This window comes from Pseudomonas sp. M30-35, from assembly GCF_002163625.1.
Classification (GTDB): Bacteria; Pseudomonadota; Gammaproteobacteria; order Pseudomonadales; family Pseudomonadaceae; genus Aquipseudomonas.
This window is the reverse complement of record NZ_CP020892.1, coordinates 3,711,587-3,727,043: the sequence shown is the minus strand read 5'-3', so window position 1 is coordinate 3,727,043 and position 15,457 is coordinate 3,711,587. Positions and strand designations below refer to the sequence as shown.

Sequence of the window (15,457 nt, the reverse complement as noted above, 5' to 3'; positions counted from 1 at the left end):
TAGATTGCTGACCTAACTAATCCAAGAACTGGCAAATGACCGATTTATCTAGCCTGCCGGGCTCATCTCGCATCACCGCCCAAGGGGAATTACGTTTTTACAGGCCGCCGCTGCCTGAAGGGCATATTTCCCGGTCACGCCTGTGTCTACGTCTAGAGCGCGGCCTGCAAGGCCGGTTGGTGTTGGTGTCTGCACCTGCCGGTTTCGGTAAAAGCTCTTTGGCGATTGAGTTTTGTGAGCATTTGCCGAGTAACTGGCAAAACCTATGGCTGGGTTTGAGCGAACGCGACAGTGATCCGGGTAAGTTCCTGGAGCGTCTGTTGCTGGGACTTCAACAACATTACCCGAATGTCGGGGATGAGGCGCTGGGGTTATTGAGGATGCGTCAACGCCATCAGCCCTTTGCATTTGAAGAGTGGCTGGATGCGCTCCTTGATGACCTGACCCGTGTATTGGATCCGCGCCAACCGTTGTTGCTGGTGCTGGATGATTATCATCTGGCTCAGGGCGCAGTCCTTGACCGCTGCCTGCAGTTTCTTCTGAATCATCTGCCAAGTGGGATGCTGCTCTTGGTGACGAGTCGTCAGCGTCCCGATTGGCATCTTGCACGGCTGCGCTTATCTCAGCAGTTGTTGGAGCTAAACGAGCAGGATCTGCGCCTGACGCAAGACGAAATCAGCCAGTTGCTGAGTCGACAGGGTGCGAGTTTGCCCGCGGAAGCATTGGCTGAGTTGTGCGTGCGCAGTGAAGGCTGGATTGCCGGACTGCGCTTGTGGCTGCTGGCGGCAACTGATGCCGGACAATTGACGGACCTGCATCATGTGATGGCAGTGCCACATGGTGCGCAAGGACTGATTCGTGAGTACTTGCTTGAAGAGGTCATTGAGCGTCAGCCCGCCGACGTTCAGACATTTTTGTATGACACCGCGAGAATGGATCGCTTCTGCGCTGAACTGTGCGATGTGATTCGTGATAGTCGCGACAGCGCGAGTATTTTGGACTACTTGCAGACGCACCAGGTATTTCTCGTCCCGTTGGATGAGCAGGGTAAATGGTTTCGCTATCATCACCTGTTTTCCGATTTATTGCGGGCCCGTCCCCTGCAAAGCTCGGAGATAAATGTTGCTCACATGCATTTACGTGCCTGTCGTTGGTTCAGCTCTCAAGGCCTTCTTGATGAAGCAATCGAACAGGCCCTGCAGGCAGGACAGCCGGACGTTGCCGCCAATCTAGTGCAGAGCCTTTCAGAAGAGCAGTTATTGGCGGAGCAAAATGTTTCGGCATTATTACGTTGGAAAATGGATCTACCGGATCATTTGCTAAGCAGTACTTCCAGGCTGATCTTGCTGTATAGCTGGGCATTGGCTTTAGCCTGTCAGCTTGACGCCGCTGAAGAGCTTGCCGCGCAGCTCAGTCGTTTTCTGCCTGCACCATCTGATCAACAGCAACGAGAATTAGTCGCGCAATGGCTAGCGATTAGTGGCGTGATTGCGCGGGGGCGCGGCGATAGCTCGCGAGCCATCGAGTTCTGTACAGACGCATTGGCCGGGTTGTCTCACGAACGTTATGGTCCGCGACTGACCTGCTTGTCGATATTGGCGAACCTGGCAATTGTGCAAGGCGATCTATGGCGAGCACGCGGGCTTAATCGCGACGCATTGGAGCTTGCCCAGCGTATTGCCAATCCGCTGTTTGAGGCGCTCGCTTATTACGACCGTGCTCGAGTGCTGCAAGCACGCGGTGAGATTTCGCGCGCGTTGGCAGAAACGCGCCAAGGTTTGGAGTTGCTACGTGATGTCCCGGCCCACCGCTTTTATGCGGCTCGCGCCAGACTCAAACTGTATGAGGGCACCTTACTTTCTCTAAGTTTGCAGCCTAAACAAGCGGCTTCTCATTTGCGCGCGGGTATCAAAGAGTCGCGTGCATGTCGCGACATTAATGTGTTGATCGGTTATTGCGTTTTAGCCAGTCAAGAAGGCCGAGAAGGGCGCTTGTCCGAGGCTTTCGCCTTGCTCAGTGATGCAGAACGACTGATGCACATCTGGGATGTGCCTGCTGTTTATTATCTTGCGATGATTACGCTAATCAAATGTGAGCTGTGGTTACGCCAAGGTCAGGTCGAGCTTGCTGAGGCTTGGCTTGAGCGGTTGGATGAAACCTATGGCGTTGGACAGGCTGCAACAGCACCTGAATACCATCCACAGTTGGCGTTGCACATCGACTTCCATTTAGCGGTGCTTGAGCGGATTAAAGGGCGTGTCACCGAAGCCGAGCGACGATTAAAAGCGCTGATTCAGCGGGCAAAAACAACGGGTGGACAGTTTATTGGTTCGTTTGCAGAAGTGCAGTTGACTTTACTTGTGCTCCATTCTGGCCGAGAGCAAGAGGCGCAGCAGCACCTCAATAATGCGCTGGAGATGGCTACAGGAGGCGGCTTGCTACAGTTTGATGAGCTCCTGGTGCATAAACCGAAGTGGTTACGTGAGCAGCTTATGGCGCGTACTAGTAACCCAGTAAATGAAGCGTTACTGGCGCTGTTACCGGCGCTTGATCCACGGCCCGAAATGACGCACGAGTGTCTGAGTCTCATCGATGCCTTGAGTAGTAGGGAGCAAGCCGTACTTGAGTTGATTGCCAAGGGCTGTTCAAACCAGGAAATCAGCGAGCGGTTATTTATTTCGCTGCATACCGTTAAAACCCATGCTCGGCATATCAACAGCAAGCTAGGGGTTGAGCGGCGAACCCAAGCGGTCGCGCGGGCTAATAGTTTGGGGCTGCTCTGAGGCGAGCTGTTTGGAGCTGGCTTAGAAGGGTAGGTCAGGCTTGGGTAGTTTCAAACTCAGTTGTGGCGCGGACTTTTGTTCGGTTTGCTTACGCTTGCTGAGGTTTAGCTGTTGTTGCATATCGTCCTGAAGTTCTACCAATACAGGCCGCAGCGACTCAATGTTAGTCCGTACGGCGGGGTTTGAGTGAGATTGCCCAATATAGGTGATTCGCTCCAACAATCCTTGCCGGGCATCGCTGGATAGATGCACAAATAAGCGGGGTAACTGCTTGCTCAGATCCGCGCTGTATAGAACCAATTCTTCACGACCAAACTGTTGAGTGAGCTCTAGGTAATCGAGCGAACTTTTGGTCAGCAATGCAGCAGCATCCTTGGTTTCAACCAGCCCGTTAAGGCGTACTGGGTTACTTTGTTCGCCCGGTGAAAGGGTCATCCAGAACTCTGTAGTCAGACTAAAAAGTACCGCTTGTTGATTGAGTGAGTAGCTCATCAAACCAAGAGCCTCAGCAGCATAAGGCTGTTTGGCAGCATTGAAGTCAAAGTACAAGCGCATTAACTCTTTGAGTTGGAATAAAGACTCTCGTGCCTCGTTCTGGCGCGACACTAATGGTCGGTAGATATTCAGCTGTGCTTTTAGATTCTCATCACTGACCATGCGTTGGTAGATTGGCCCCGTAAACTCTCCGCTACGCCTTGGCAGCGCGTCGGCCTGGGTTTGATTTACCTTTTGCAAGGCCGCAATCAAGGATTGGTAATGGGTGCTGCTCCAAGGCCGCTGTATGTCCGGGATTTTTTCACCCAAATAGAACAGTTGAGTGGCTCCGGCAACGTTGATCCACAACAGTAAGAGTGTGATCACTAATAAGCTGAATGAACGATATCTGTTGGTTAACTGCACCCAAGGCACCCTGCATGTACTGGCCGAGTTTGACGCTAGCGTTTCGAGTGCCTTGTGTCTGCCGAATGAAAGTATGGGTTGCAGGGTGCTTGCAGCCGCTTTCTCGCGTTAAAGATCCTGAGCGTTACCTCTAACCCCGAAGTAGAAGTTACGCAGTCGCACTCTTGGTTAGGGCTGTTGTGGCTCTGTACCTAGGTTTGGTAGAGCAATGTCCCCCGGCGTGGTGTTATGGCTAAAGGCTGTGGGCGTACTCGTGGGTATTTGGGGGCGTTTTGTTATCAGCCAACGGTGGTGTCAAAACCTTATATAAAACTATAAATAGGGGCTTTTAATGTCTGTATCCGACACCGCACTGTTTTCGCGTGTGGCCAAGCTGTTCAGTTCTTTTGGGGGGGGGCGTTGGCCCTGAATGAGCTGAAATCGCTCTATGCGCCGGCGAATAGTGGCTCTGAGTTTGTTGAGCTGGTGGGTTTTAACGTGCACTACCGCGATGAAGGTGACCGCAAGCTACCAGTAATAATGCTTCACGGTGTTGTTGCATCGCTGCATACATGGGATGACTGGCTTCCGGAATTTAGCCAGGATTACCGGGTGATCCGCTTTGACCTTCCCGGTTTTGGTTTGACTGGGCCAAGCGTGGATGGCATTTATACGATTGAGCGGATGCTCAAAGTCGTAAGTCTGTTGATGGATCACCTCGGCGTGGCGAAGGCCAGTTTTGCTGGCAATTCACTGGGCGGATATGTGGCATGGAACTTCGCTTTGAGCCAACCTGAACGCGTCGAGAAACTCGTGTTGATCGACCCTGCGGGCTACACCATGAAAAAAATGCCATGGATGATCGCCGCGTCTGGGTTGCCGGGCTCTACGGTATTGATGCCGATCTGGATGCCTCGAGCACTGATCGCTCAAGGTGTAAAAGATGTTTACGGTGATCAGCGGAGAATTAAGCCGAATGTGATTGAACGCTACTATCGGCTGAGCCGGCGCCCCGGAAACCGTAAGGCCATGATGCAGATTTTCCGGCAACTGGTGTTGATCAACCGTACCCAGCTGCATCAAACTCCGGCAGCAGTCGCCAGGCTTAGAGTGCCTGCCTTGTTGTTATGGGGGGAGTCCGACCGTTGGATTTCGCCTGCGCATGTGCAGTTATGGCAGCGTGACTTGCCGGGTATTCAAGTCAAAACCTATCCGGGCGTTGGGCATCTACCTATGGAGGAGATTCCCTGGAAAAGTGCCGCCGATGCTTTGCAGTTTATGCTGGCACGTGACTCACTCGAATTCTCCACTCCATCCGTTGCCGCTAATGACGGATGAGAATGTCCCACCCATTATTAGCGGTTATAAGCCAAGGGTGTTGCTAGCGCTGATTTAATTCACGCAGCAGCGGGTTCTTGTGTCTCGTCGAACTCAACGCGAACGGCATAAAGCAGCTCAATATTGTTGTGCTGCCATGGATGAAAATCTTCTTTGAAGAAGTCTTTGTAGGTTTTGATCATGGGTCGAAATACACCTTCTTTACCCCACATCCAGCGCAGGCCATCGCGCCACACCCGCCAGTTCCACAGCAAGCCATCTTGTTTAAGCATGTGCGCCAATCCGAGAAATGTGTCCTTGATGAAAAAGAAGGTACCCATACGCATTGCTCGATGGAGAATCTTTCTATCGCCGCAAATTTGGTTATAAACATCGAAAGCCACCGCCTTGTGTTCGGTTTCTTCCAAGGCATGCCAGCGCCACAATTGGCGCATCATTGGGTGCGCACCTTGCATCTGGAGTTCATTGCGTAGAAGGCCATCAGCCATGATCGCGGTGATGTGTTCCATGGCGGCGGTCGCAGCTAATTGGCGCTTTGCAGAGAATTTTTTTTGCGTGTATTGGATGCGTTTTTTCGCGCGATTTTCCATTCGCGTAATATCGTAGCCCAAGTCCCTCAGACGGTCGCTGTAAACCAAATGCTCGCGACTGTGGTGACCTTCCTGGCCTATGAAACCGCGTATTTGCTCAGACAGTTCAGGGTCACTTATCTGGTCGCGAAATTTACGCACCGAATCGATGAAGAAACGCTCTCCATCAGGGAACAACACTGACATGGAGTCAAACAGATGGCTCTTGAAGGCGTCGCCGCTATGCCAATGCCGAGGCAAGGGATTGGGAAAGTCGAAATCCATGTGTCTTGGGCGAATTTTTAATCCCGCAGGCGTAGTACTGACCATGCTGACTCCTGATTTATAGTTCTTCTAGGTAGTCCACTATGAGTGGCTCGTGTCTATTGGAAAAGGTTATCAACTGCCAATATTCAGGTCATATATGGCCACGACATAAGCTGGTATCTCAGCTAGAAATCAGCAGAAATGGCGAAGTCGGTTTTATCTGCTTGCTGCGTCTCTATGCTTTTGGTTATGTTTTTGGTCTATGGTCATATCTGGCCAACAACAATAAGAAACTGATGACGTCGATCTTGAATTTCAACGCAGAACTGGTGCCGGTTGCCTATGCCGAGGCTCTTCTCGAGTTGTTGGAGGAGCTGGATGTGAGCCGCGAGCAGGTTTATGCGGGCGCAAATGTTCGCCCACAAGTGCTGGATAGCCCACAGGGGCGACTGTCATTTGTGGATTTTAACTTGCTCGCACTCAGCGCATTACGCCTGAGCAACGAGCCGGCATTAGGCCTGTTGTTGGGCCGCAGGCTGAATGTGTCGACCCACGGCATTCTTGGTTATGCGGTGCTTTCAAGCGCCAACCTCGATAAGGCGATTCAGTTTGCGCTTAAGTACTATCGGGTACTCGGCATTAGCTTTGAGCTCGAGCGTGTTGAGTTGGCGCATCGAGTCGAATTGCGCGCCAGTGAAAGCATGCCGCTAGGCGACCTCAACCGGTTTGCCGCAGAAGGGTTGTTTGCCAGCTTGTTCACCATTGCCGGCTTTCTGGTGGGTGAACAGTTACGTGATGTTGAGGTGGGTTTTACCTATGCCGAGCCTGATTATGCCGATCGCTATGAGCAGGTGTTTGGTGTGGCTGCAAAGTTTGAGCAGCCGTACCTCTACCTGAGCATACCTAAGCTGTATCTGGAAAAGCCGATGGCGCTGGCTAATCCCGCTACGGTGCAGATGTGTGAGCAGCAATGTGAAGCACTACTTTCAACCTTGGATATTCAGGATGGGCTGCTAATCCGTGTGCGCCGTTTGTTGCTCGCGCGCCCTGGCGATTTTCCAGATCTGGCGAGTGCTGCTAAAGCATTACATACCAGTGGCCGAACTCTGCGTCGGCACCTCTCCAGTATGGGGACCAGTTACCAAGAAGTGCTTGATGATGTGCGCCGCAGCTTGGCGCTGCAGTACCTGACGACTACACATTTGCCACTGTATGAAATCGCCTATCTTTTGGGCTTCAATGACCCGTCTAATTTTCGTCGGGCGTTTAAAAAATGGACCGGCAGACCACCTAGTGCGTATCGCTAGTTCCCTCGTTTTGAGGGTCTCAATTTATGTTTTGAATGCAGCAACCGCGACGACCACTCGCTGCGTCTTAAAGCCCCCTCTAGTAATCGATAATCAAGTCGAAACGCGTAACGAGGCTGCTAAGTTGGACTGGAGTGAGGCCATCCTTGCGGGAGGCCTGTACTGCTTAAACTTGTTGCCTTACCTGTCATGGAACAAGCTAAGTAGCCTGATACAGGCTGCGCCTGAGTCTGGGTGCAGCCTTTTTGGGAGGACTCAAGCAGTGCCATCAAGATCAATAGTGTGTTCAAGGGCGCTGGCAAGCGTTTGTAGGGCGCGCTTCATGCGTTGCGCTTTTTCTATGGCTTGTGTTGTATCTTGTGCTGCACAAGCGCCCTCCAAAGCTTGGCAACAGGTGACTAGTTCAGAGGCCTTAATAATTTTCGCAGCACCCTTGATGCGATGCGCGAGTTCAGTAAGTGCTACTAGATCCCCTGTCGCGAGCAAGGGCTCAAGGTTGGAAAGATCTTCTGCGATACTTATTTTCATTTGATCGAGCAGTTTCATGCTGACGGTCTTGTTACCTCCAGTAATCCGTTCGAGCGCCTCTTGATCAAACACATCGGAGGGTGCGGAGGAACTCACAGATTCTGGTTGCTCAAGCGCGCTAAGGGCATGCGCCAAGTCATCAAGTTCGACCGGCTTGAATAGGCAGCCATTCATACCAGCGTCTATGCAGCGCTGAAGCATTTCAGGTTGCGCATTGGCAGTGAACCCAAGGATTGTGCAGGCTTTGCCTCCTCGCGTTTTCTCTTTGCTTCGTATCGCCCGGCTTAGCGTGTAGCCGTCCATAACTGGCATGTTGCAGTCGGTAATAACGAGGTCAAAATATTGTGTTTGCCAAAGCGTAAAGGCACTCCTACCATCCGTTGCGCATTCAATTTGCTGGCCCAGGAACGCCATTTGTTGGGCCAAGAGCATGCGGTTGGCCGGATGGTCATCAACGACTAGAACCTTTAGTTTTGGCAGTGCTTGTTTGGGTTTTTGATCCGGGGTGGCTATTTCATTGCTTTTCTGCGCAGCCTCTAAGCACAACAGTTTTAGCTCGACGGTGATACGAGTTCCCATACCCTCTTGGCTTTCTAAGTGGAGGGTGCCCCCCATCATTTCGACAATATTTTGACAAATCATTAACCCCAAGCCGCTACCGCCTGAAGTTTCATTCACTTGAACGAAAGGTTGGAACAGGGTTTCCTGATCTTTCTTAGCGATACCAATCCCTGTATCGGACACCTCAGCGCTTAACTGCACATAATCATTATCTAGAGAGGTGCCGACTAACTTGAGTAAAACATGTCCCTGCGTGGTGAACTTGATTGCGTTACTGATCAAGTTTGATAGCACCTGTCTGAAGCGCAGTGGGTCAAGTAATACCTGTTCTTCGAGTGCCCCTTCAAGTTCGAGCTTTAACTCCAGTGACTTTTGTCTTGCCAACCCTTCGAAGACCCTAACCACACCTTCAGCTATTTGCCTAAGATCAGCTCGTTCCGGGTTAATACTCAGATGTCCAGACTCGATTTGGGCTACATCCAGAATGTCGCCAATCAGTTCCAGCAACCCGCGGGCTGAGTTATAAGCCACCTCGAGTGATGCGTGATCCGGCGGGGCATTTGTTTTGCGTTTTAGGGAAAGTTCAAGCATGCCAATCACAGCATTGAGTGGCGTGCGGATCTCATGGCTCATGGTAGCCAAGAACGTGGTTTTGGTTCGGTTCGCCGCATCAGCTTGGTCTTTGGCGGCTCGTAGCTGCTCAAGCAAGGCTCGTCGGTCACTGATATCTACCCAGCCGCCGATGATCCCACGCACTACGCCGTTGCGGTCGAGATAGGGTAGTTTCCAGTGATAAATAACTTTAAGCTGGCCATTAATAGTGACCATGCGGTCGATAATGACCGGCTCTCGCTCAACAATTACTCGATGGTGATCCCGCTTGATATCCTCAGCATCTTCGGCTGAAAAATGCTCGAGGTCGGAATGGTTGATGATGTCTTCTCTGGATGCCCCCAGCGCTTCCAGATAGCTGTCATTGCATATGCGCACACACATGTCGATATCTCGAACATAGATTGGGTGCGGCGTGCCGTTGATTAGCAACTCCATGAACTGTATCTGCTCGCTAAGTTCGCGTTCAGCTACTTGTCGCTTGCGTATCTGGTTACGAAGGTAGAAATTCCAACCGAGAAAGACCACCAGTATTATTACCGCGACTGTTATTGCTTGGTAGATCAACTGCCTGTAACTGCGCCAGGAGGGTGGTGACAGTACCACGCGAGTACGCCAGCGATTGATCAGGACGCTGTATTCGTCAGGCGATATCTCCATCAACGCGCTGTTGATAATCGCTTGTAGTTGACGGTCTTCGCGGCGTAGCGCAAAGGATGAGGCTGATAATGGCTTGGCAATCGTCGTGCTAATGCGCAACTGATCTTTATAGAGACGTGTGATGTAGTAGCGGGCAACGAACAATGGTTGGATGGTTGCCTCCGCGTCACCAGCCGCGACCATTGCGAAAGCATCTGATGTGTCGAGCGTTTCGACCAGTTCGATGTTTGGATAGTGCTCGCGTACGTAGGGTATCAATGCATGTCCCTTAGCGATTGCAATACGCTTATTACGCATTTGCTCTGGGGATACGATGCTTTGTTGGTTCGCCATGGTGACAAGTGCATAGGGCGCTGACATATAGGTCCGACTGAATGCCATCCGGTCACTGCGCTGTTCCGTCGGCGAAATATCGGCAACCATATCGACCTCTCCATCGGCCAAGGCGTCGAACATGTCATTGATCTTGGCAAATCGAGTGACTACTACCTCTAGGTTGGTTTGTGTCTGAATCAGCGCGAGTATGTCGGCAGTGAGCCCGTAGTAGCTGTCGTCACTGCCAAAATATGAGTACGGCGGAAAACTTTCAGCTACTGCAACACGCAGTATAGGATGCGCATCAATCCAGCGTCTCTGCAGCGTGGTTAACTCGGGGGTCTCGACGCTGGAAAGGCCGCCTCCGCTCCAGCGCTTTAGGATGCTCTTGCGTTGCTCATCTGAAATACCAGTACGGATTACATTATTGAGAATGCTCAGTAACCGCTCATTATTGTGGCGTAATACAAACCGTGAGCCATTGGAATGAGCGCCCCAGAATGCATTGGTTACTTTCAATTCGTTTGCGTAGTAGGTGTTGACCAAGTAATTGGCGGAAACAACATCGCTTAACACAACGTCCTGCAAACCAAATGCGACCGATGAAAATGCCTCTAGGTTGCTTGAAAATGGTGTGAGTATTGCCCCCGGGGCCAAGTTTTCAGCTTGTACATGACTCATGTCCAAAAGGTTGTAAGCAACCTTGTTTCCGGCCAATGCTCCTTCCGACCCCTCCCAGCTGTCTCCCGTAGGCTGGACTAAGACAGGTGTCGAATTAATGTAGGGCTCACTTTCTAGTAGGTCGCTATCATCTTCAATCGATGCTAATGAGGTGAGCATGTCTATATCGCCGTTCTTGAGGGCATCAACTGCCTCATGGCGATCTTTATAGAGATGGGCCTTAAACTTTACACTTAGCTCGCTGCTGATGAGCGAGATGATATCTGCCGTTATACCTGTGAACTCGTTGCTATCGCTACCGAGCCTGAATGGAGGGTAGTCTGTGCCAAACGTACCTATGACTAATGTTTCTTTCTTGCGTAGCCAATCCCAGTCGTCATCGCTTAACTGTGTGCGATGCAGAGCTGACTGAGATTGTCCCAACAGCGTTAGATGTGTGAGGTTTGCTGCCGTTTCGCTTGCATGAGCATTAGTAAATGCACCCAAACATAAAAGAATCAGGAAAAGGATACGCAGAATATGGATCATCCGTATTAAGCAACATTGTTACGTTTGGCGAACTCAAGTAACTCGACCAAAGACGTTGCGCCGAGCTTTTGCAGCAAGCGTGTCTTGTAGGTACTTACGGTTTTGTTACTTAATAGCATTACGTCGGCAATTTGTTTATTGGTCATGCCCTTGGCTAGGTGTTGAAGCACCATAAGTTCTCTATCGGACAAACTTTCCAATAATTTATTTTCGGGCTGTTCACCCTCGTGAGTCGCTCCAATAATTCCATACGGAAAGTATGTATAACCGGATAAAATCGCATTGACTGCGCCGCATAGTCCGGCTAGATCTTGGTCTTTACTGACAAAGCCTGCCGCCCCAGCCTGCATGCAACGGTTTGCCAGAGAGCTTGCCGGCTGCGAGGTTAGCACTAGCACGCGAGTCGATCCCCCTGTGGCTTTAAGTCGAGCAATAACTTGTAGCCCATCCAGCCTGGGAATACCTATATCAAGGATCACAACGTCAGGTTTTTTGTCTTTAGTTAGCTGCAAAGCATCCACACCGTTGTCAGCCTCACCCACGATTTCATATCCTTCCTGTTCGAGTAGTACTCGAACGGCTAAACGGATCACAGGGTGGTCGTCAACAATCATAACTTTGCGCATACGGCTCCTAAATACTTTAATAAATATTAAGACTTACATGTTCAGGATGTTTCCAGTGGCAGCGGTATGCGGCGTTGAAGCAGCCCAATGTTCGGGTGACAGGCATGAGTCTCGTGTACAGCAAATACAGATGTGGTCTCAATGGCAATATTTCGTAGTGACTGTATTGGTTTAGCAATTATTTGTAATCACCTAGTTCCTTAAGCATAGTCTCTGCTGCCAAATCGTCTAACTAATCAGGCAAGTGCCCAAAGAGCCAATCGCTATGATAGAGGTCTCGTTATCAGCTATCGGTTATTTACATCGATGTATTTTCCAAATGCAGCGTTCGACATATCCAAAAGCCTAGCTGAAACCACGCCGTTGATTGGTCTAAGGGCATGAATTAATGCTACGCATGGCTTCGAGCAAGAGATTGAGGGGGGCCAGAAACTACTGCATTTGGTCATGCTGGGGCAGCCCTTGCTGGGGCAGTCCGTGCTGCGGCAACACATTTGTTGCGCAAGCCATTGCTCAGGCGAAAGGTTCTGTGTCGAAAGCACCGCTAAAAATACTCATTTGGAACAACTAAAATCGAATGCTACCGCGGGTCGTGGCAGACGGCTCTCCTGTCATTCGTACCTTTGGCAGAGGTTTCTTAAGACTCGTCAAACTGTGAGCAAGCACTCTTTGTCCTTGCAAAACGTACAATTAGAGTCTCAAACGTGTATCAGTTCTTGACCTCTATTGCGGCTCTGGGTGTAAAAGGATTTCTCCTTAACGACCAAAACTAGCAGTGGTACTGTCTAGCAAGCACATGTCGCTCAGATAAGGCGGTGCTATGGTGGCCAAAACGCAGTAGGTTTTATGTAGGACTATTCTGGCTGAGTGGCGGGGCAATTCCGGAATGCCACAAATTGTGCGCTGGAGACTGGACATACACTACTTCTAGGTAATATTGGCCGCGCTTGCCTGGTTGAGGCCTAATCATTCGTAGGCCTGATCTGTAACTGCATCGGTTACGTCTTGATCTGTTCGCATGTGCGAATCCGTCTGTGCCAAAATTGTATGGTCAACCCAGCAGGAACACCTATGGACGTAATCGAACCCACGTTAATCCGCGAAACCTTTCCTGTCGGGCCTTTGCAGTGCAACTGCACGATCATTGGTGATCCCATCAGTAAGAAGGCGATTGTGGTTGATCCGGGCGGTAATCCCGATGAGATCATAGCGCGTCTTGATGTTCATGGTTTGAAGGTTGTCAGTATCATTCACACCCATGCGCATTTGGATCACTTTCTGGCCTCTGGGCAGATGAAGGAGAAAACCGGCGCAACGCTGCACCTGCACAAGGAAGACCAGTTCCTGTGGGACAACCTTGAAATGCAGTGCAAAATGTTTGGCGTGCCGTATACGCCAGTGCCATCACCGGATCAGTGGCTGGAAGATGATCAAGCGCTGGATTGCGGTTGTGGCGTGGCGTTACACACACCGGGACATACACCAGGTTCCATGAGCTTCTGGTTTCCCCAAGCGAAGCTGTTGATCGCTGGTGATACTTTGTTTCGGCGCGGTATCGGCCGTACAGATTTGTGGGGTGGAGATTATGCAACCATCGAGCGTTCGATCAAGCAGCGCTTGTATCGCCTTGATGAAGACGCAACCGTGGTAACTGGACACGGACCAGACACACTGTTGGGAGATGAGATGCGCGAGAACCCATTTATAAAGGCCTGAACATCGAGCGGCTAGCGGTGTGACAGCAAGAGTTGGTACGCTTGAAATTATCTTAAGCTTGAAGGCGCAGGTACTTGCCTGTTTAACAGTAGGAAACAAAGGAATATTTATGAGCAATGTGCGTAATTTTGCACTGGTAGTTGTAGCATCTACTTTTCTTGCCGCATGTACTAACAACCCGTACACCGGGGAAAGTGAAGCTGGCAAGTCAGGTATTTATGGCGGCATTGGCGCGGTAACTGGTGCTCTCATTGGCGCGGCAACTTCAAGCAAGAAGGACCGCGGCAAAGGCGCATTGATCGGCGCTGCCGTAGGGGGTGCAGCAGGGGGTGGCTATGGCTACTACGTTGATAAACAAGAAGCTCAACTGCGCCAGAAGTTGGTCGGAACGGGGGTGCAGGTTCAGCGTAATGGCGACCAGCTAACGCTGATCATGCCGGGCAATATCACCTTTGCGAGCAACTCTTCTGACATTTCCAGCAGCTTTTATCCAACGCTGAACTCGCTGGTAACCGTGTTTAAAGAGTTCGACAAGAACGGTATCGATATTACCGGTCACACTGACAGCACCGGCTCGCTGGCGCTCAATCAGAATCTGTCTAATGCACGTGCGCAAAGTGTAGCCTCATATCTCGCTTCAAATGGCGTAGCGGGCAATCGTATTTCGGCTTTTGGCGCAGGTCCTAATAATCCAATCGCCAGCAATTCGACCGAAGCAGGTCGCGCCCAAAATCGTCGGGTAGAAATTACCCTTCGCCAGCTATAACCTCGGCGAGGGCCTAAACCTCAAGCTTGGGCAATGCTGTTCAGTTAAGAATCATTGACTGATACTTGTTCAGCGGAAAAATCCGGAACCCAAAAGTTTCGGATTTTTTATATCTACATGTAAGATCTATAGATAAGAGAGGGTTGATTTAGTTTGGGTTGAGTGAAATGGCAGGGTTTCACAAATTGATAAGCTTTTTGTCAATGGTTAGGGAGCAGGAAATTTCGGCTAAATAGCTATCATTGCAAGTCGGAAATGGGTTGGATTTGTTTATTTAAAGGAGCAATAACATGGATATGGATATCTACGGTCGGCTTATCACTATTTTTCTCGGTTTTTTTGCGATTACTAACCCCATACCGAATACGGCGGTTTTTGCTGGATTAACGCGTAAAATAGATAAGGCTGAGCGCTACCGAATTGCAATTAAATCAACGGTTATTGCTTTTTGTGTTGTGGCATTTTTTTCATTACTAGGTAAAGCGCTCTTTCACTTGCTTGGTATTACTTTGCCTGCATTGCGTATTACAGGCGGTATCTTAGTTTTTATCGTCGGCTATCAAATGCTAAATGGGCATAATTCGAGTTCTCATGCCGAGGATGATGGGGATACTGATATTGCAGTAAGCCCTATTGCCGTCCCTATCTTAGTTGGCCCAGGCACTATTGCAACCGCAATGAATTATTCTGCTTCAGAAGGTTCCCTTGGTGCAATCATGGCCATTTCAATGTATGCATTGCTCGGGCTGATTACTTTTTTTTGCTTTATTTTCAGTGCTCAAGTGGTAAAGGTAATAGGGGGTAACGGTTTAAAGGTTATCACTCAGTTAATGGGGATGATATTGGCAGTGATAGGTGTCCAGCTATTGATTGCTGGAGGTTATGAAGTTGTCAGTATGAGTAATGCTTTGTAGCTTTACACGCCTCTCAGCTAATAAAGCATCTAAGTAGGTTGTTAGATCAAGCGCGACGCATGTTCAATATTAAGGGATCTTTTTATTAAGAAGTCTCTGGGGAACTACGATGCTAGAGATTGCTGGGGCAGCCCTCGCTGGGGCAGCCCTTTGCTGGGGCAGCCCCTGCTGCGCCCCCGAAGGGCTGAGTAACGCGAATCAAATGCTCTTAGGGGCCGTCGGGCACGAGCCCGGCCGTTTTGCACCTTTGACTTACTGACGCATACCTTTCGGGCCAGCCTTGGGCTGTTTCACGCGTTAGTCGTTTCGCCATGTACTCTCTCTGCTCGCTACCTTGTCTAGCCGGCGGGCTTTTTGTGAGCGTAATGATCGTTTGCTGGCAGAGTGCTATTTTTATTTGGTTGACT

The 15,457-nt window shown here is 50.3% G+C and carries 10 protein-coding genes; 6 read left to right on the top strand and 4 right to left on the bottom strand.

Going from position 1 to position 15,457, the window contains the following annotated elements:
* Nucleotides 1-35: 35 nt before the first annotated feature.
* Nucleotides 36-2,783 (top strand): LuxR C-terminal-related transcriptional regulator, encoded by a 2,748-nt coding sequence (locus B9K09_RS17190; RefSeq protein ID WP_087517966.1) that lies wholly within the window; start codon nt 36-38, stop codon nt 2,781-2,783.
* Nucleotides 2,784-2,804: 21 nt separating this feature from the next.
* Here the strand turns inward: B9K09_RS17190 and B9K09_RS17185 are convergent, their stop codons facing one another.
* On the bottom strand, nt 2,805-3,644 hold the full coding sequence (locus B9K09_RS17185) for a hypothetical protein (protein ID WP_177408676.1): 840 nt from the start codon (nt 3,642-3,644) through the stop codon (nt 2,805-2,807).
* Between the two features lie 378 nt (nt 3,645-4,022).
* Here B9K09_RS17185 and B9K09_RS17180 point away from each other — a divergent pair, with 378 nt between their 5' ends.
* Entirely contained in the window at nt 4,023-5,000 is a 978-nt protein-coding gene (locus B9K09_RS17180; RefSeq protein WP_087517965.1) for an alpha/beta fold hydrolase, read from the top strand.
* Between the two features lie 59 nt (nt 5,001-5,059).
* On the opposite strand, the gene B9K09_RS17175 is transcribed toward B9K09_RS17180, so the two are convergent.
* On the bottom strand, nt 5,060-5,899 hold the full coding sequence (locus tag B9K09_RS17175) for a metal-dependent hydrolase (protein WP_087517964.1): 840 nt from the start codon (nt 5,897-5,899) through the stop codon (nt 5,060-5,062).
* Nucleotides 5,900-6,132: 233 nt separating this feature from the next.
* On the opposite strand from B9K09_RS17175, the gene B9K09_RS17170 reads away from it, so the two are divergent.
* A complete protein-coding gene (locus tag B9K09_RS17170) occupies nt 6,133-7,143 on the top strand; it encodes an AraC family transcriptional regulator (RefSeq protein WP_087519145.1) in 1,011 nt (336 codons plus the stop codon).
* A gap of 255 nt (nt 7,144-7,398) precedes the next feature.
* On the opposite strand, the gene B9K09_RS17165 is transcribed toward B9K09_RS17170, so the two are convergent.
* Nucleotides 7,399-11,028 carry a transporter substrate-binding domain-containing protein gene (locus tag B9K09_RS17165; protein WP_087517963.1) on the bottom strand — a complete coding sequence of 1,210 codons (3,630 nt, stop codon included), beginning with the start codon at nt 11,026-11,028 and terminating at the stop codon, nt 7,399-7,401.
* Nucleotides 11,029-11,033: 5 nt separating this feature from the next.
* Nucleotides 11,034-11,654, bottom strand: coding sequence for a response regulator transcription factor (locus B9K09_RS17160; RefSeq protein WP_087517962.1), 621 nt, complete (start codon nt 11,652-11,654; stop codon nt 11,034-11,036).
* A gap of 1,071 nt (nt 11,655-12,725) precedes the next feature.
* Between B9K09_RS17160 and B9K09_RS17155 the strand changes: the two genes are divergently transcribed.
* From B9K09_RS17155 to B9K09_RS17145, 3 genes are all read left to right on the top strand, one after another.
* A complete protein-coding gene (locus B9K09_RS17155; protein ID WP_087517961.1) occupies nt 12,726-13,370 on the top strand; it encodes an MBL fold metallo-hydrolase in 645 nt (214 codons plus the stop codon).
* A gap of 109 nt (nt 13,371-13,479) precedes the next feature.
* Nucleotides 13,480-14,136 (top strand): OmpA family protein, encoded by a 657-nt coding sequence (locus B9K09_RS17150; protein WP_087517960.1) that lies wholly within the window; start codon nt 13,480-13,482, stop codon nt 14,134-14,136.
* A 290-nt stretch (nt 14,137-14,426) separates the two neighbouring features.
* Nucleotides 14,427-15,050 (top strand): MarC family protein, encoded by a 624-nt coding sequence (locus tag B9K09_RS17145; RefSeq protein ID WP_087517959.1) that lies wholly within the window; start codon nt 14,427-14,429, stop codon nt 15,048-15,050.
* The last annotated feature ends 407 nt before the right edge of the window (nt 15,051-15,457 follow it).